The organism is Colwellia psychrerythraea 34H, from assembly GCF_000012325.1.
In the GTDB taxonomy this organism is placed as follows: domain Bacteria; phylum Pseudomonadota; class Gammaproteobacteria; order Enterobacterales; family Alteromonadaceae; genus Colwellia; species Colwellia psychrerythraea_A.
This window is the reverse complement of record NC_003910.7, coordinates 2,963,868-2,981,614: the sequence shown is the minus strand read 5'-3', so window position 1 is coordinate 2,981,614 and position 17,747 is coordinate 2,963,868. Positions and strand designations below refer to the sequence as shown.

15 protein-coding genes and 2 tRNA genes are annotated in these 17,747 nt (G+C 39.2%); 12 read left to right on the top strand and 5 right to left on the bottom strand.

Features of this window, described 5'->3' with window-relative positions:
* Window positions 1-102 precede the first annotated feature (102 nt).
* From CPS_RS12730 to CPS_RS12695, 8 genes are all read left to right on the top strand, one after another.
* On the top strand, window positions 103-975 hold the full coding sequence (locus CPS_RS12730) for a LysR family transcriptional regulator (protein ID WP_011043649.1): 873 nt from the start codon (window positions 103-105) through the stop codon (window positions 973-975).
* Window positions 976-1,120: 145 nt separating this feature from the next.
* Window positions 1,121-2,641, top strand: coding sequence for an exonuclease subunit SbcD (sbcD, locus tag CPS_RS12725; RefSeq protein WP_011043648.1), 1,521 nt, complete (start codon window positions 1,121-1,123; stop codon window positions 2,639-2,641).
* Window positions 2,638-6,564, top strand: a complete 3,927-nt coding sequence (locus CPS_RS12720; RefSeq protein WP_011043647.1) for an AAA family ATPase — start codon at window positions 2,638-2,640, stop codon at window positions 6,562-6,564. The genes sbcD and CPS_RS12720 overlap by 4 nt, the downstream gene beginning before the upstream one ends.
* Before the next feature lie 48 nt (window positions 6,565-6,612).
* On the top strand, window positions 6,613-7,512 hold the full coding sequence (locus tag CPS_RS12715; protein ID WP_011043646.1) for a DMT family transporter: 900 nt from the start codon (window positions 6,613-6,615) through the stop codon (window positions 7,510-7,512).
* A 156-nt stretch (window positions 7,513-7,668) separates the two neighbouring features.
* Window positions 7,669-8,172, top strand: coding sequence for an FKBP-type peptidyl-prolyl cis-trans isomerase (locus tag CPS_RS12710; protein WP_011043645.1), 504 nt, complete (start codon window positions 7,669-7,671; stop codon window positions 8,170-8,172).
* A 179-nt stretch (window positions 8,173-8,351) separates the two neighbouring features.
* Window positions 8,352-8,561, top strand: a complete 210-nt coding sequence (locus CPS_RS23910; protein ID WP_011043644.1) for a hypothetical protein — start codon at window positions 8,352-8,354, stop codon at window positions 8,559-8,561.
* Between the two features lie 268 nt (window positions 8,562-8,829).
* On the top strand, window positions 8,830-9,006 hold the full coding sequence (locus tag CPS_RS23905) for a hypothetical protein (protein WP_011043643.1): 177 nt from the start codon (window positions 8,830-8,832) through the stop codon (window positions 9,004-9,006).
* Window positions 9,007-9,012: 6 nt separating this feature from the next.
* A complete protein-coding gene (locus tag CPS_RS12695) occupies window positions 9,013-9,597 on the top strand; it encodes a class I SAM-dependent methyltransferase (protein ID WP_011043642.1) in 585 nt (194 codons plus the stop codon).
* A gap of 66 nt (window positions 9,598-9,663) precedes the next feature.
* Here the strand turns inward: CPS_RS12695 and CPS_RS12690 are convergent, their stop codons facing one another.
* The 4 genes from CPS_RS12690 to metG form a co-directional block, all read right to left on the bottom strand.
* A complete protein-coding gene (locus CPS_RS12690; RefSeq protein WP_011043641.1) occupies window positions 9,664-10,311 on the bottom strand; it encodes a carbohydrate-binding family 9-like protein in 648 nt (215 codons plus the stop codon).
* 59 nt (window positions 10,312-10,370) lie between these two features.
* On the bottom strand, window positions 10,371-11,117 hold the full coding sequence (gene tsaA, locus CPS_RS12685) for a tRNA (N6-threonylcarbamoyladenosine(37)-N6)-methyltransferase TrmO (RefSeq protein ID WP_011043640.1): 747 nt from the start codon (window positions 11,115-11,117) through the stop codon (window positions 10,371-10,373).
* A gap of 1 nt (window position 11,118) precedes the next feature.
* Window positions 11,119-11,541 (bottom strand): Rcs stress response system protein RcsF, encoded by a 423-nt coding sequence (gene rcsF / locus CPS_RS12680; RefSeq protein WP_011043639.1) that lies wholly within the window; start codon window positions 11,539-11,541, stop codon window positions 11,119-11,121.
* Window positions 11,542-11,704: 163 nt separating this feature from the next.
* Entirely contained in the window at window positions 11,705-13,846 is a 2,142-nt protein-coding gene (gene metG, locus CPS_RS12675) for a methionine--tRNA ligase (protein ID WP_011043638.1), read from the bottom strand.
* A gap of 112 nt (window positions 13,847-13,958) precedes the next feature.
* Between metG and apbC the strand changes: the two genes are divergently transcribed.
* A complete protein-coding gene (gene apbC / locus CPS_RS12670; protein ID WP_011043637.1) occupies window positions 13,959-15,134 on the top strand; it encodes an iron-sulfur cluster carrier protein ApbC in 1,176 nt (391 codons plus the stop codon).
* A 27-nt stretch (window positions 15,135-15,161) separates the two neighbouring features.
* Window positions 15,162-15,758, top strand: coding sequence for a dCTP deaminase (dcd, locus tag CPS_RS12665; protein ID WP_011043636.1), 597 nt, complete (start codon window positions 15,162-15,164; stop codon window positions 15,756-15,758).
* 33 nt (window positions 15,759-15,791) lie between these two features.
* Here the strand turns inward: dcd and CPS_RS12660 are convergent, their stop codons facing one another.
* Window positions 15,792-16,724, bottom strand: coding sequence for a gluconeogenesis factor YvcK family protein (locus CPS_RS12660; protein WP_238383535.1), 933 nt, complete (start codon window positions 16,722-16,724; stop codon window positions 15,792-15,794).
* A 706-nt stretch (window positions 16,725-17,430) separates the two neighbouring features.
* Between CPS_RS12660 and CPS_RS12655 the strand changes: the two genes are divergently transcribed.
* Both CPS_RS12655 and CPS_RS12650 read left to right on the top strand, forming a co-directional pair.
* Window positions 17,431-17,506: transfer RNA gene (locus tag CPS_RS12655), tRNA-Ala, on the top strand.
* Between the two features lie 103 nt (window positions 17,507-17,609).
* A tRNA-Glu gene (locus tag CPS_RS12650) sits at window positions 17,610-17,685 on the top strand.
* Window positions 17,686-17,747: the final 62 nt, after the last annotated feature.

Genomic DNA, 17,747 nt, shown 5'->3' with positions numbered 1-17,747 from the left:
TAATAACATGCACTATTAGATGAATTAATAAAACAGTAGCAATATTAATTTAATAATTAAAGTATATAATAACTATGACTACGATAACTAAAGGTTATAGCTATGAATACACGGTTACTGACGTACTTTGTCAAACTTGTAGAAACAAAAAACTTTACTCGCGCTGCTGAACAGTTACATATTGCGCAGCCGGCATTGAGTGTTGCTATCAAAAAATTAGAACAGCAACTAGACCTGCCGTTATTTCATCGCAATGAACGCAAAGTAACACTGACTCATGAAGGTGAAGTATTACTTGTGCATGCTCGTCTAATTCTTCAGCAAATAAGTGATGCTAATATCGCGATGGCTGAATTAAAGGGTTTTGAAAAAGGCGAAGTAAAACTCGGCGTTCCTAGCATGTTAGGGTCATACTTTTTCCCTGAAATATTAATGGCATTCAAACGAAAGTACCCCAATCTTAAGCTCACCATCATTGAAGCAGGAACACAATCCATTCGCCAAATGCTGTTAGATGGTGAATTAGACTTAGGTGTTATACATAACGAAGATGTGCCTCAGCGACTTGAAACCGAGCATTTGGTTACCTCGCAAATGGTCGCAGTAGTGAGTGAACGGCACCCTCTGGCTTCACAACCCTACATAAAATTTGAAGACTTCTTTAAAGAAGATTTGGTGATGTTTAAAGCGGGATATTTCCATCGGGAATTTATTGACGAAATTTGTGAAAAATATCATTTCAAGCCGAAGATATCCTTCGAAACAAATTTGTTGCCAATGATGTTAAACATAGTGCGACATGATTTTTCGATATCAGCCTTGCTTGAACTAGTTACTGAGCATGAAAACGGCGTCGTTGCTATTCCATTCGAAGAGCCTGTACATCTAAATATTGCTATGGCTTGGCGGAAAAATGGCTATTTGTCGTTAGCAGATAGAGCATTTCTAGAGTTCGTTAACGCATACAGCAAATAATGATGCTTAAAACTATTTAACCTAATTACTTGTGCGTTGAAATTAATCTAACAAAAAACAGATAACATATCCGTTACTACACTTAGTTTACCTGTTCAGGTAAACTAACGGATAATTCTCCATTGCACAGTCTCTTACCGTTTTTATGCGCATTATTCATACCTCAGATTGGCATCTTGGCCAATATTTTTACGGCAAAAGCCGCGCCAATGAACATCAACAATTTCTTACCTGGTTATTAGCTCAAGTTACTCTGCATAACATTGATGCGATTATTGTAGCGGGTGATATTTTTGATACCTCAACACCGCCAAGTTATGCCCGTGAAATGTACTTTGATTTTATTGCCAAGCTCCATGTGACCCAATGCCAGCTCATTATTTTGGCCGGAAATCATGATTCTGTCGCTATGTTGTCTGAGTCACAAGCCGTATTGGCAAGCTTGTCTACCCGTGTTATTACGCAGGTAATACCTGCGTCATTGAGTGAAGATGAGCTTGAAGAGAAGGCACTTTCAAAACAGGTTTTTCCATTACATGATGCTGATGGGAAAACCACAGCCATTATTTGCGCCATTCCTTTTGTTCGTCCGCGTGATGTGATCAGAAGTCGAGCAGGGCAGTCGGCAAGTGATAAGCAGCAAAGTTTACAACAAGCGATTAGCGATCATTATCAGTATTTATATCAACAGGCACGCAAGCAAGCTGACGCGTTTGAAAAAACGGAGGGCATTGCCTTACCCATTATAGCAACCGGGCATTTAACGGCGCTTGGCGTATCAATAAATGACAGTAAAAGTGATTCCGTAAGAGATATTTATATTGGCTCGTTAGAAGCTTTTCCAGCCAGTGCCTTTCCCCCAGCCGACTATATTGCTCTTGGCCATATTCACAGAGCACAACAGGTGGCGAAATCAGAACATATTCGTTATTGCGGCTCGCCTATTGCGTTAAGTTTTGATGAAGCCAAGCAAGATAAACGAGTGCTGATGGTTGAGTTTACGTCAGGGAAACTTAATCAAGTTGAAGCGCTTATTGTGCCGTGTTTCCAACCACTATACATGGTGAAAACATCGGTAGATGAGCTTGAAACTTCACTTCAAGAAACACTGGTCGCATTTGAAGAACGCCAAGTAGCGGAAAAGTTTCCTGCGAGTGTTAAGGCTTGGCTTGATATTGAAATTGATAATGGTGATCACTTAAGTGATTTATCGCAGCGAGTCACTGAACTAGCCGTTGATATGCCTTTTGAAGTGTTATTGGTTCGTCGATGTAAAAAGGCGCGTCAACGACGACAAGCGCAATTATCGCAGCAAGATAACAGCACCTTGAGTGAGTTATCGTTAACAGAAGTCTTCGATTCACGCTTATCTCAACTTGAATGGCAAACGGATGAAGAAGTCGCACGTAAAACACGGTTAACACAATTATTTACAGAACTGTCGGTGGAAATGAAACAAGCCGCTTCTATTGCGAATCAAAAAAGTGATGCGGATAAAGCGCTAATTACTAGTTCATCAGCCCAGGCAGAGTCGACATCGCAAAGTGCTTTATCAGAAGAAGAGAGCACAGAAGCTGAAAAAGACAGTGTTATCACCGAAAAAGACAGTGCTATCGCTGAAAAAGACAGTATGACGCCTGAATCACTAGAGCAACACAATTCATGAGAATATTAAGTTTACGCTTTGAGAACATCAATTCACTCAAAGGCAGTTGGAAAATAGATTTTAGTGAAGCTCCTTTTGATAACAATGGTTTATTTGCTATTACCGGTCCTACTGGCGCAGGTAAAACCACTATACTCGATGCCATTTGTTTAGCGCTTTATCATCAAACACCGCGTTTAACTGTGTCTAAAAAACAGAATCAGTTAATGACTCGCCACACCAGCCATTGTATGGCTGAAGTTGAGTTTGAAGTGAGAGGTCAAGGTTATAGAGCTTTTTGGAGTCAAAAACGCGCCCGTAATAAACTTGATGGTAACTTATTAGAGCCTGTTGCAGAGTTAGCTAAACTCGATGGCACCATAGTGTCTGATAAGCTTAAAATGGTGCGTAGTGATATTAGTGAGTTAACAGGGCTTAACTTCTCACGTTTTACCAAATCTATGATGCTATCTCAGGGAGAGTTTGCTGCCTTTTTAACATCACAACCGAATGACCGTGCGCAATTATTAGAGCAGCTTACCGGTACTGAAATATATGGCGACATATCTAAGCAAGTTTTTGATAATCATCGCAGTGCCAGTGAAGCGCTAAAACTTTTACAAGCGCAAAGCCAAGGTGTTTCTTTGCTTGATGATGAGCAAGTAAAGGCGCTTGAGCAACAATTAACAGAAATTACCGAACAAGAGAAAACGGTAAACGCGCAATTACAACAAGCGCAACAAGTTAAAGCCTGGTGCACTAATTTTTCGGTCAATGAACAAAACCAGCATGCAGCGAAAACACAACTACTTGAAATAGAAAAGAAAGAGTTAGCCGCAAAACAAGATCTTGATTTACTGACGCTGTCGTCTTTAGCTGAGCCGATTAAAGCACCGTACGAAAAGATGGTACATTATCGTGAGCAATACCAGCAAACCTTACAACAAGTAACTAGTCAAACAGAACAATTGGCGATACTTGACCAAGATATTGTTGTGAGTGATGAAGCGTTAACGCTACTAAAAAATCGTCATGTTGAGGCTGAAGCACAACGCAAAGTAATTGAGCAAGTATTGCATGATAAAATTCAACCACTTGACCATAACATTACCCACCAACAAAATGCATTAACCGAAACAAAAAACACCATAGCCGAACAAAGCGAAACACTTGGTGTGAATGCTAATGCGTTGACTGCCTTAGAAGCAGAGCATCAAAAAGCACAAGAGACTGTTCAACAGCAACAAGCGTATTTATCGCAAGGGCAGGCGTTAGCAAAATTGCCAGAAAAATTGCCTTTATGGCAAAACCAATATCAGCAGTTAAGTCAACTACAAGCTAATGTTGTGGCGTTAGTTAACGAGCAAGACAATACCGAAAAAGCGTTATTAACCTTGCAAACTCGACAACAAGAGCAACAACTTCAGATCACGCAAAGTGAAGATGAGTTAAAGCAACTGAATAGCCGTAAACAGCTGATGGGTGAAAAAACACAGCAGCTAATTCAGCATAGCCAAGCAGCTCAGGCGATCCTATCAAGTAGGGTTACTAGTACTTCCACTAGTACTGGAAATAATGATAAAGGTGAAGGTGTCGTTAACGAGTTAACCGGTGGCATGCTCAATCAAGCGATTCTAGACCGTCAAAATCAGCAACTTGCTTTAAAACAAGCACAACAGTTGGCGCAGCGTTTTCATGTCCTTACACAAGAGCAACAGGGGTTATCTGCGCAGCAGAGTCAAGACAAGCAACAGCTGGTTATCACTGAGCAAGCGCTGGTAAAACTTCGTCAACGTTATAGCGCTACTCAACAGCAGAAAAAAGATGTAGAAACCTTACTTGCTCAGCAGCAAACTATTATGGCGCTGAGTGAACATAGAGCAAAACTTCAGCCTGAAGAGTCTTGCCCATTGTGTGGTTCAACAGATCACCCTGCGATTAATGAATATCGATCCCTTGACAGTGACGAACATCAACAGCGTTTAAGCCAATTAACACTTGAGCGAGCGCAACTTGAAAAGCAAGGTAAAGAGCTAAATGGCGTTCAAGCAAATTTAACTGCGCAACTTGAAATGCAGACAAATCGTTTGCAAGGCATAACAAGCGAACAAAGCAATTTAGCGCAAAACTGGCAATCGCTAAATATTAATCAGTACGTTTTATTAAGCCAAAATGAACAGTCATTTTCATTACAAAATGTTGATGTTGAACAGTCAATTAATCATCAGCTAACGATGGTGTTTGGGCAGCTTGAAGAGTTACTTTTATTGCAAACGTCACTGCAAGAAAATAGCCAGAACCAGCAACAAAACAGTGAGCAAATTAGCCATTGTGAAAAGCAGTTGTCGACGCTATTTAATCAGCTACAACTATTGGAAGAACAAGGTAAGAATCAACAAGGTTCAAAACAAAAGTTTACTGAAGAATTACGCTTGAAACAACAGGCGTTTTTGGAGCTGAATGCTCAGTTGTTAGCTGACATTAAAACGACTGAAATAACACTGCCTCTTGGTGGCGTAAATGAGAAAATAAAGGAGCAAGACCAGGAACAAAATCTGGAACAAGAACAAGCGCGGAAGCTAGTCATTTGTATTGATGAAAAGTGGCTTGAATCATTGAGTAAGCAGGGCGCTGATTATCAGCAAACCGTGACGACTCACCAAGCGGCTAAAACTCAGCTTGATAGTCTTGTAAATGACCTCGGGTTGTTAAAGCAGCAAGTTGTTCATCAACAAAATCAAGTTACCCAGATAAAAAGCCAATTAACGCAACAAGAGAACGATTTAATACAAGATTATTCGTTACGCGTTACTCACTTTGTTGAACTGGGTATTACAGGTGAAGATATGCAAGACTCTGTTTTATTAAGAGAAAGTATTAATAGTCAACGAGAGTTGAGTGAAGCTGAGTTTACTGTAGCTGATCAACGCCATAATGAGAAAAAAGCAGCTCAACAGCTTAACAGAGGACAGTTAACCACCTCGAAATCTTTATTGGATAATCTATTTCCTAAAAATGACAATGCAAAAAAGGACTGGTTAGCATTACTTACTGACAGTAAGTTTACTGATGAGGAAGAGTTCTTATTAGCGCTACTTAGCGCCGAGAGAAAGCATGATTTAACTAAGCTCGCAAACGACATTGACGATAGTAAAAAACAAGCAAAAATCTTGCTGTCACAAAGTGAAAAAATAACCCTTGAATTGAATGTTCAAAAAGATACGTTGAGTGAAAAAGGGGCTGTTGATTTTGTTGAAAGTTCAGTATCAGAATCATTGGTAAATTTGTCAGATTTGTTGAAACAATGTCAGCAAAATATCGGGCAGTTTAGCCAACAAATAGAACAAGACAATAGTAACAAAATTCAACAGAAAACCTTGCTAGAACAAATTAAATTAGCACAAGATGCTTTGGATGATCTTAGTCACCTTAATGCACTTATTGGTTCAGCTGATGGTGCTAAATTTAGAAAGTTTGCACAAGGCTTAACACTCGCTAATTTAGTCCATCTTGCCAACGCACAATTAGAACGTCTCTTTGGTCGCTATCAACTTCAATGCCAACAAAATGATACCTTAGAATTAGAGGTACTCGATACCTGGCAAGGGGATACTGCGCGTGATATTAAAACTTTATCTGGCGGTGAAAGCTTCTTAATAAGTTTAGCGCTCGCTTTAGCACTATCTGATTTAGTCAGTAATAAAACCAGTATCGACTCTCTCTTCCTCGATGAAGGTTTTGGCACCTTAGATAATAACACCCTTGAAGTAGCACTTGATGCGCTCGATAACTTAAATGCTAGTGGCAAAATGATTGGTGTGATCAGCCATGTTGATGCCTTAAAAGAACGCATTGGCGTGCAGATTAAAGTTAAAAAACTCAGTGGCCTGGGAGTCAGCAGTTTGGATAAACAGTATGAGTTTCATGCTGAAACTGTTAGCTAACGATTATTGATTAATTATTATTGATCATAAATAGGAAAGGGTACATTTTTGGAAATTTGGATTTATTTCACTTTATTAGCCGCAACAATGCAGGCTGTAAGGACCGCAGGACAAAAGCAATTATCGGGTAAGCTCAATTCCATGGCCACCACAGGTGTACGCTATGTATTTGCCTTACCTTTTGCATGGGCCTACCTATGGTGGATGCTTGATTTTAGACAAGTAGCAGTACCAGCACTCAATAACGATTTTTTACAATACGCATTAATTGCTTGTGTGATGCAAATAGTGGGCACCGTGTGTTTAGTCGCCGCCTTTCGTTACCGTAACTTTGCTGTGGCAACGAGTTTAGCTAAAACTGAAGCAATACAAGTGGCGATTGTCGGCGCTTTAGTATTCGGGGCTACACTGTCTGGCTTAGGTTGGTTTAGTGTCATTGTCGGTGTGGTTGGCGTGTTTTTAGTGTCTAAAGTGCGGTTTAACTTAAGAGATATCTTGGCTGATTCGCAAGGTCTGATTGGTATGGGATATGGTTTAGCGGCCGGTCTTGGTTTAGCTATCACCACGTTGCTTATTCGTGAATCAAGTTTGGCACTTAATACTGATTTGATGGTAAGCGCTGCGGTTACCTTGGTGTTTATGATCACGGTGCAATCGGTTATTTCACTTATCTACGTATACATTCAAGATAAATCACAATTACCGCTGATGATGAAGCACTGGCGGTTATGCTTATTTGTTGGCGTTACCAGTGTATTAGGCTCAATAGGCTGGTTTACTGGCGCGAGTTATCAAAACGCTGCCTATGTAAAAGCATTGGGACAAGTTGAGTTTTTTATTACCTTGGCATTAACTTATCGGGTATTTAAAGAAACGGTCACCCTAAAAGAATATCTAGGCATGTTCCTTATTGTTTTAAGTGTAGTTATCTTACTACTGTGGTCGTAGAGTCTAGTCATCAAATTAGGTCATAAGCAAAGGGTATCAAATTGACTTGATTACTCAGTAAAGCAAGGTACACTGCTCACCATAACATTGAAGATTATTTTTACTCACACGAGTATTTACATAAATATTAACAAAAGCATTAAAGAAGAGATTACTATGAAAATTGCTGAAAAAACCGTTGCTCACTTTCACTACACCCTTAAAAATGAAGCGGGTGAAGAAATAGAATCATCAGACGGTCATGAGCCTTTAACCTATTTACATGGCGCTAACAATACTTTACCAGGCTTAGAGAAAGCATTAACAGGTAAAGAAAGAGGTGAAAAGTTTTCGGTAACTTTACAACCAGAAGACGCTTACGGTCCGTATCAAGAAGGATTAGAGCAACGTGTACCAGTTAAACATTTACACGGTTTAGTCAGCAAAAATGCTAAATGGAAAAAAGGCATGACTGCTGCTGTACAAACTGATGCAGGTCAACGCCAAGTTACCGTACTAAAAGTGGGTAAATTTATGGTTACTGTTGATATCAATCCACCATTAGCGGGCAAAGTACTGACTTTTGATATTGATATCGTTGACGTACGTGAAGCGACTGAAGAAGAAATTCAACATGGACATGTTCACAGTGCTGATAGCAGTTGTGGTCATGATCATTAGAGTCCATTAGATATTAATTAGCCGTTGTTACGGCTGAATAAAGACTAAATAAAAAGCGCTAAGTAGTTAAACTACCTAGTGCTTTTTTTATTTGAAAATTTAACACAACTTGACCTTTAATCAATTTATAATGAGTTATTGTTCAATTTGAAATCTTTTATTTAAAGTGTGAAGTTCTTTTGTCTATTATTCCTAACTTTATCGGTAAACGTTGGTTAAAAATATCATTACGCACAACTCACCTAGTTGGTTTTGCTGGTGTTTTTGCTTCGATTTTGACCGGAACAGAACAAGATGTTTACTGGGGCATTACTATTGTAAGTGGCTTAGGTTTAATATACCCGCTCCACTTGAAGATGCTCGTTTCAGGAAATCTGAGCGATTCATAATCAAGGCGAATTTTTTTATTAAGGGTTATTCCCTTAAAAAGAAATGTAACGCAGAGTATGATTTGCTCAGTCTTCCCCAAGGGGCTGGTTTATAAACGCTTTATGCTGCGTTATTGATTTCGATAAGGGAACAACCATTCTCTTCAATCAATGCCTTGCCTAAAGGCGTTTCTAATTCCAGCTGAATCCTGCATCTTCAAGTGGAACGGGTATAAGCCTCGAAGCGTTATCTAACTTTGTCTGGTTTGTACAAATCAGGGCGCTTGCTATGTACGTTAAATTGACCCTGCTTACCTGTGTTTTCTTTTTTGATGAATATGCTTGGCATTGTTTAGTTGCGATAATTATTATCTCAGGCATGATCTCCCATGCACCCAGTTCGGTGCGTTATTATTCATTTGTTCATGGTAAAAAAATCACCTCATTAAACGACACCAAAGGATAGTTTCAATTGAGTCACTCCCCGTTATTAGAAAAAACTGTTAAGTTATTACATGAAGCAAATATGCAAGCGCCAGTGCTTGATCTTGCCTGTGGTAGTGGCAGAAATGGGCTTTACCTTCTAAATCAAAACATCCCTGTAGTCTTTGCCGATATAAAAGAGTCGGCTCTAGAGCAGGTTGAGAGTACAGTAAATTGTCATAATGGCGAGGAAAAATCAACGGCGAGCTTTTGGCAAGTTGATTTTGAGCAAGACAGTTTTGAACAAGAGGAGTTAAAGCCTTTAGCGGGTAAGTCGTTTTCAGCGATTATTGTTTTTCGTTATTTGCATCGACCTCTATTTGAACAAATCAAACAAGCTGTTATCCCTGGTGGTTATGTTGTGTATGAAACCTTTACCGTAGAGCAGCCACAATTTGGCCGACCTAAAAACCCTAATTTTTTATTAAACCATGGTGAGTTGGCTAAACTCTTTTCTGATTGGGATATTATCTATAGCTTTGAAGGCGTCATTGATGCAAAAAACGCTGATGCTAATAATGAATCAGGAAAACAAGCTATTGCTCAGATTATTGCAAGGAAGCCATTGTTGTAACAAAGCTATTGCGTAAGGAACCCATATCAATTTTTGCTTTTTTACATATAATTTGTAGCAGAGGCGTTAGATAAACACTAACTCGCCGAAGTATTCAGGTCTATGATAATCAGGCTCAGATACATCAATATTGTTCCATACCGCGTACTGTGGCTCTGTTCTACCGCCACAGCGATAGAAGTTGGCAAACCACTTAGCTTTATTCACGCTTTCGCCAGTTAGTTGCTCAATTGCTGCAAAGGGTAGAGCTATTTCAACACACCACTCATGATCATGTTCACTTTCTATTTTAACCGGTGAGCTAATACTACTTTTACGTTGGATTAAACTCGCGGCTTCAAGGCTGATAAATTGACGATTATCGCGTCCTTCACCATAAGCGAGGTGAAGTGTGCCACAACAATTCACTTCTAAGTTAACGTAGCTACTGCCAAGAATTCCGGAAGGACTAAAGAAGAACTCCACACAAGAATCTTCACAGACAAGCATATTATTTAATTCGGTTTGTTTGGCGAAGCTGTATTTGTCTTGTGCAATTATCTGGATGAACAAAGTTTCGTTATTTGCAGTCAGCTTTACTTGTGTGTTTTGCTTTCTGCCAGCTTGATACCATGGGAAATGATTAATTTCTATGGCATCTATTGTTTGCCAATCAGGGCTGAAGCTGGCCGATTGGTTAGTCGATACTGTTTTGTTAATAATATACTGGCTCATTGTTTATCTCTACTTATCGAGTGTTTAGCAGAATATGGCTCAGCCACTTGTTTGCTTTATCACTTGGTGACTTGAGTAATGTTTAGCACTAATACGGTATCTAAGGTGATCAATTGCCATTGGATATTTAAGTCATATAAACTCATGCCATAAACTTTATCATCAGTTTTACCGCGTTTATAGGCTGGTCGAGGATCTTGTTTTAATACTTGCTCTATTAATAATCCTAATTCACTATCACGTTGTTGATATTTTATCAGGTCAGCTTGCATTTGCTCACTAAATACAACGGATAAAGCGGCATCAGGTTGCTCTTGTGCAAAACCTGCATCGGCATCAATAATCGCGTCAGAATAGGGCACATAAGGCTTTATATCGATAATAGGTGTGCCATTTAATAAATCTAAACCAGAGATATGTAAAATAGTTTGCTTTTTTTCTGTCGTAACCTTATCGAGTTTCACTACGGACATGCCAATTGGGTTTGGCCGAAAAGTTGAACGGGTTGCCAGTACACCTGTTTTTACATTACCGCCAAGTCGAGGCGGGCGTACCAAAGGCTTCCATCCTTGTTCTTGCGTGCCATGAAAGACAAAGAGTAACCATAGGTGACTAAATTGTTCAATATCACGAACTAACTCATGATTGTTAGCGTCACCAAGTAGCACTACCTTACCTTTTGCCGCACTGACTAAATTTGGCTGACGAGGTATGGCAAACTTCTCTTGATAGGGCGACTCAATGACGCCAATGGCATCAAATTTAAAGCTTTGTGCATCATGAGTGGTTTCGCATGTGTTTGACATTTTATTGTTCTACTTGCTCGTCAGGGACAGCTAATCGATAAGCTTTACCGTAACAAACAACTTGTGCGACACAATGTTTGGTTTCTATATCAATACAGCTAGTAAAAATAATGGCGTTGGCTTTTTTCAAATAAGCAGCTTGTCTCGCTTGTGTACGCGCATTAATTGCATCGGGTGCGGCAAGATGTGGCTCTTTTTGGCAATCTTCACCTTCAACCAAACCTACATATTGATAATTTACGTTAAAATCTTGTTCGTCATTAAATATTTTAACTTTACTAGCGCTAAAATATTCCTCGGCATTATCAGCCTTAACGTTGCTTTCAAAGGTATAGTTACCAGTACATCCCCCAAGCATAGTTGTTAAGAGAACGACCGTTAGTGCTAATTTTAAAGGTCTTTTTGGGATAGAAATAAAGCTCATACAATTTCCTGAATTAAAAAGCATTAGATATTAAAAAAGGTATAGTGAAACTCGTATCTTGAAGTATCATGGGTATATATATTAAAAAAGGTATAGTGAAACACCATACCTTTTTTGTTAAATATTTTTACTTAAAATATTACTTCAAGCATTACTTGAGGTATTACTTAACACGCATACCGGCTTTAGCGCCATCATCTGGATTTAATATCCATAAGTCTTTATCACCAGGACCAGCAGCAAGTACCATTCCTTCTGACATACCAAAACGCATTTTACGTGGCGCTAAGTTAGCAACCATGACCGTATGCTTGCCGATTAAATCTTCAGGGTTGTAAGCTGACTTAATACCCGCGAAAACTTGACGAGTTTCTGTGCCTTCTTCATTAAGCGCTAAAGTTAGCTGTATTAATTTATCAGCCTTTTCAACATGTTCAGCATTAATGATTTTAACGATTCGTAAATCAATTTTGGCAAAATCATCAAACTCAATTTCTTCAGAAATTGGGTCTGCAGCTAAAGGATCAGCAAGAGCAGCTGAATTATCAACTACTTTAGCGGCTTTCTTTTTCTTAGCTGGCTTTTTCTCTTCTTCTACTGGTGCGCCTAAGCTATCTTTTGAAGCATCAGTCATCGCATTAACTTTATCCATATCAACACGTTGTAATAACGCTTTGAACTTATTGATTTTATGGTCAGTTAATAAGGTTTTGTGTCCTTCCCAAACAAGCTCGTCATTTAAGAAAGCAGCGGTGCTATCTGCAAGTACAGGTAGTACAGGTTTCAAATAAATCATTAGCGTGCGGAACATGTTGATACCTAATGAACAAATGTCTTGCACTTCTTGTTGCTTAGTTTCGTCTTTAACAAGCTGCCATGGTTCTTTTATAGCAATATATTCATTTACTTTATCAGCAAGCGCCATTATTTCGCGCATACCACGGCCGAAATCACGTGATTCATAATGAGCAGCAATACTATCACCCGCAGCCATTACTTCATCCGCTAGTGCTTGATCATCAATGTTCGTTGATAACATGCCATCAAAACGTTTGGTGATAAAACTGGCACAGCGAGAAGCGATATTAACCACTTTACCCACTAAATCAGAATTAACACGTTGTACGAAGTCTTCAAGATTTAAATCTAAGTCATCAATTTTGTGTGTTAATTTAGTCGCGTAGTAATAACGTAAATATTCTGGGTTTAAATGATCTAAGTAAGTACGACCTTTGATGAAAGTCCCTTTAGATTTAGACATTTTTTCTCCGTTCACGGTAACAAAACCATGAGCGAAAACAGCCGTAGGCTTGCGGAAATCAGCGCCTTCTAACATGGCTGGCCAAAAAAGGCTGTGAAAGTTAATAATGTCTTTACCGATAAAGTGATATAGCTCGGCGTCTGAATTTTTATTCCAAAAGCTGTCAAAATCGATAGTAGAGTCTTTATCACATAGGTTTTTAAAACTGCCCATATAACCAATAGGCGCATCTAACCAAACATAGAAAAATTTACCTGGAGCATTAGGTATTTCAAAACCAAAGTAAGGCGCGTCACGGCTAATATCCCACTGCTTTAAACCTTGTTCGAACCATTCAGTCAGTTTATTCGCTACTTCTTCTTGCAATGCACCACTGCGTATCCAGTCTGATAACATGGTTTCAAAAGCAGGCAAGTCAAAGAAGTAATGTTCAGAATCTTTTAATATCGGTGTAGCACCTGAAATAGCTGAACGTGGGTTAAGCACTTCTGTTGGTGAATAAGTCGCACCACAGTTGTCACAGCTATCGCCATTTTCATCTTCACTTTTACATTTCGGACAAGTACCTTTAACAAATCGATCAGCTAAGAACATGCCTTTTTCAGGATCATATAACTGAGAAATAATGCGGGTTTTAATATGACCTTTCGCATGTAAAGCGTTGTAAATTTTTTCAGAGTATTCTTTGTTTTCATCGCTATGCGTTGTGTGGTAATTATCAAAGCTAATATGGAAGTCACTAAATTCTTTAATACGCTCTTCACGTACACCATTGATCATTTCTTCTGGTGTTATGCCAAGCTCTTGCGCTTTAAGCATAATTGGCGTGCCATGAGCATCATCAGCACAGACAAAATACGTTTCATGTCCACGCATTCGTTGAAAACGTACCCAAATATCGGTTTGAATATGCTCTAGCATATGGCCTAAATGGATAGAACCATTGGCATAAGGAAGGGCACAAGTAACTAGAATTTTGCGCTTTTCTGCTAAAGAATGCGATGCAGTGTTTGATGTAGCTTCAGATAAAGTAGTGTCAGACATGAAAAATAGTTGTTTTTGATGGTAATAATGTCGGCAATAGTACAGAATTTAGCGATGATTTTCATTAGTTGAATGCAACTAATTTCGCTATTTCTCTTATAAAGGTCTCCAAATGACTATGTTTGGTAAAATTTTTTCAAAAAAAACGCCTAAAACTGACATTAAATCAAACGGTGAAGCACTTAACGCATCCGAAATTGAACAGTTTATTAAAGACACATTATCGCATTATATTTCAGACAATTTTCCACAAGGTGTTCTAGCCGTTTGTCAGCAATTGAGCATCACCCAAAAGAAAAAAATCACTATCAAGCTACTTATGCCATTTGTCTGTCAAGGTGAATTAGATTTGTTGGCACAAACGTTAAGTGAAAATTTAGCGCGCACTGTTAATTTTGAAATCGACTTAGCAATAAAACCAGTGCGCCAATTCTCGCTGGGTAATGATAAAAATAAAGCAGGGCAAGAGGGGATGCTACAAGGTAAAGTAGCTAATATTATAGCCATCGCCTCAGGTAAAGGTGGCGTAGGTAAGTCAACCACTACGGTTAATTTAGCGTATGCCTTAATGTGCGAAGGTGCCCGGGTAGGGATTTTGGATGCGGATATATACGGCCCATCAATTCCTTCCATGCTTGGTCTTAAAAATGAGAAACCAAGCTCTAGTGATGGCAAACTTATGACGCCTGTAGATGCCAAAGGTTTGAGTGCCATGTCGATTGGCTTTTTAGTTGATGAAGCAGATGCGACTGTTTGGCGAGGTCCTATGGCCAGCTCTGCATTCAATCAATTATTAAATGAAACCGATTGGCCAGAGCTTGATTATTTACTCATTGATATGCCACCTGGTACGGGAGACATTCAATTAACCTTAGCGCAGAAGGTACCTGTTGCAGCTGCTGTGATCGTAACCACACCACAAGATATCGCTTTAATAGATGCTGTTAAAGGTATTGCTATGTTCGATAAGGTTAAAGTGCCAGTATTAGGTATTGTCGAGAATATGAGTTATCACCTTTGCGAAAACTGTGGCCATAAAAGTCATATTTTTGGTGAAGCAGGCGGTGAGCATATGGCAGAAGATCATGAAACAAAACTGTTGGGACAATTGCCGTTAGATATTACTATTCGCCAAGATGCTGATTTTGGTGAATCTGACATAATTGAAAATAGCGCTGGTGAAATAGCCAATCATTACCGTAAAATAGCCCGAAATGTTTCGGCACAATTATTTTTACAGTGTGACACTGCCAGCCCATTAACCGCGACTGTAGCCCATAAGGCTTAAGCGCAACTAAGGTAAAGACAAGCCATTATGAGATTATGTGATAAAGATATAGAACAATACCTTGATGATGAGAAGATAATTATCGAGCCAAAACCTGACAGTTCAATGATCTCAGGCGTCAGTGTTGATATTCGTTTGGGCAATGAATTTAGAGTTTTTCAAGATCATACCGCTCCGTATATTGATTTAAGTGCTCCTAAAGGTGAAGTCCAAGAAGCGATGAACTCAATTATGAGTGATGAAATATTCATTGCTGATGGCGACGCCTTCTTTTTACACCCTGGAGAGCTAGCATTGGCTGTGACTTATGAATCAGTGACATTGCCAGATAATATTGTCGGTTGGTTAGACGGGCGCTCTTCACTTGCCCGTTTAGGCTTAATGGTTCATGTAACCGCGCATCGTATTGACCCCGGCTGGTCTGGTCAAATAGTCTTAGAATTTTATAACAGCGGTAAATTACCCTTAGCGCTACGTCCAAAAATGAAGATAGCCGCGTTAAACTTTGAAACTATGTCATCAAGCGCCGCACGCCCTTACAATAAACGCGAAGACGCAAAATATAGAGATCAAAAAGGCGCTGTTGCTAGTCGTATCAGTCAAGACGAGAAAGTTAACAAGTAAAGAATCATAGAGTTAGTCTGTCAAATAGCGAGCTTAGCTCGCTATTTCTATTTTAGCAGGACTAGAAATTTGATTTACGCAGGTTTCCAGGGCATGAATAAGTTTTTCATTATCATGATGGTGTGGCACTTTGTTATGAGTTAAATCTTGGCAAATGACATTAACTTTATCTGAGCTAATTCTCTCATCTTGGCAAATAACGCTGTCAACTGGCATGCAACCGATATTTCTTTCAATCCAGTTAAGCTTCTCATCTAATGTTAATTTAGCGGCAGGGCTCTGCTCAGCAACAATATTGTCGATAAAAACACAATGTCCTTTACGTTTATCTATTGCTTTGGCGATATCTCTCACTAAAAGTGGTGGTACAACACTGGTTAAAAAGCTGCCTGGACCTAGAATGATAAGGTCAGCATTCTCAATCGCATCAAGACAGGGCTTAACCGACTTAACTAATGGCGCCAACATTAAATCGGTTGGCATTATTGGCATTTCATCTACAGAGAGTTCACCGAGGCGACAACGTCCTTCAGGATAAAAAGCCATTAAGTCTGTTGGCGTTTCAGACATAGGTAATACTTGTGTTTTAACACGTAATATACGGCGCACGAGTTTAATTGAATCCATAGGGCTAGATTGCACTTTGCCCAGACCATATAGAATCAAGTTACCCAGGTTATGTCCACCAAGCTCATCATTACCTTCAAAGCGAAAATTGAATAGCTGACTACCAATGGAATTTTGATCCACTAACTGAGTTAAGCAATTACGTAAATCACCCCATGCAATAGTACTACTTCTTTTTCTTAGTCTGCCTGTTGAACCACCGTTGTCGGTAGTCGTTACAATCCCGGTGAGTTTGTTACCCATAAAAGATAGGGTACAAAGCACACGGCCTAAACCGTGTCCGCCGCCAATGGCGACAATGTTAAGTTTTTTGAGCTGCATACGGTTTGCTGCTTTCATTATGTATGGCTAAGTAAGACAAACCATACCGTTAAATAGCAAAAAGATAAAGTAACTAAGCGTAAGGAAAGCAATATACCTATACCCGTCACCAATCAATATGCAGGTTTCGGAGTGTTTAAGCAATTTCAATTCAAGGCGCTATGATGAAATAACCTTGGTTTAAAATGAATGCCTTGGCTAAAGCACTTTTAACTCCCACTAAAATCTTTCACTTTGAATGGTAACGGGTATGTACTCGTTACCATTCAAAACTGATGGTATAAGGTTGTGAGGCATCCAATTTTGATGTTGCAGTAAAGAAATAGGGGATTACCCCTATTTCTTTACTGCGCTAAAACTGTAATGACTCACAAACGCTGCGAAATAAATCTTGAAGTAATTTGGTGACCTACATTTCGGATGTTGAAATAGAGTGAACAATGATTTGTATGTTGAGGACAGATAACGAGCTATTTTTAGCTGTTCAATAATTACACTATCATTACAGGAAGTTAGTTAAAATTAGATAAGAAATAACCACCTTGGTTATTATGCGATCAGTTAATGCAATTCTTTATAAATAAATGCCTTTTTTTATAAATAAGTGTTGACAGTTTCTTAGCTGCTGCTTAGAATGCGCCTCGTTTTCAGCAAGTGTTAGGTCCACTGGTTGAGAGCATGTTTGATAGCTATTAGGCCAGTTATTGAACGACTCGAATATTTCGGGGCTATAGCTCAGCTGGGAGAGCGCTTCGCTGGCAGCGAAGAGGTCTGCGGTTCGATCCCGCATAGCTCCACCATATTAGGTTTTTTGTTAACGTTAAACTCTTGAGTTTTCATTAACAAAAAATAGATAGTTTAATTGGTTTGTTAATATTATTTATAATGTAAACGCTAATTTGTGTCCCTATCGTCTAGAGGCCTAGGACACCGCCCTTTCACGGCGGTAACAGGGGTTCGAATCCCCTTAGGGATGCCACTATTTTCTTTATCTCTTCTATTTATAGGTGAGGTAAAGGCAATTAAGTTTGCTTAAACTTA

Coding starts and splice junctions, on each gene's coding strand:
- CPS_RS12730 (WP_011043649.1), top strand. CDS start 103: ATGAATACACGGTTACTGACGTACTTTGTCAAACTTGTAGAAACAAAA.
- sbcD (WP_011043648.1), top strand. CDS start 1,121: ATGCGCATTATTCATACCTCAGATTGGCATCTTGGCCAATATTTTTAC.
- CPS_RS12720 (WP_011043647.1), top strand. CDS start 2,638: ATGAGAATATTAAGTTTACGCTTTGAGAACATCAATTCACTCAAAGGC.
- CPS_RS12710 (WP_011043645.1), top strand. CDS start 7,669: ATGAAAATTGCTGAAAAAACCGTTGCTCACTTTCACTACACCCTTAAA.
- CPS_RS23905 (WP_011043643.1), top strand. CDS start 8,830: ATGTACGTTAAATTGACCCTGCTTACCTGTGTTTTCTTTTTTGATGAA.
- CPS_RS12690 (WP_011043641.1), bottom strand. CDS start 10,311: ATGAGCCAGTATATTATTAACAAAACAGTATCGACTAACCAATCGGCC.
- tsaA (WP_011043640.1), bottom strand. CDS start 11,117: ATGTCAAACACATGCGAAACCACTCATGATGCACAAAGCTTTAAATTT.
- rcsF (WP_011043639.1), bottom strand. CDS start 11,541: ATGAGCTTTATTTCTATCCCAAAAAGACCTTTAAAATTAGCACTAACG.
- metG (WP_011043638.1), bottom strand. CDS start 13,846: ATGTCTGACACTACTTTATCTGAAGCTACATCAAACACTGCATCGCAT.
- apbC (WP_011043637.1), top strand. CDS start 13,959: ATGACTATGTTTGGTAAAATTTTTTCAAAAAAAACGCCTAAAACTGAC.
- dcd (WP_011043636.1), top strand. CDS start 15,162: ATGAGATTATGTGATAAAGATATAGAACAATACCTTGATGATGAGAAG.
- CPS_RS12660 (WP_238383535.1), bottom strand. CDS start 16,724: ATGAAAGCAGCAAACCGTATGCAGCTCAAAAAACTTAACATTGTCGCC.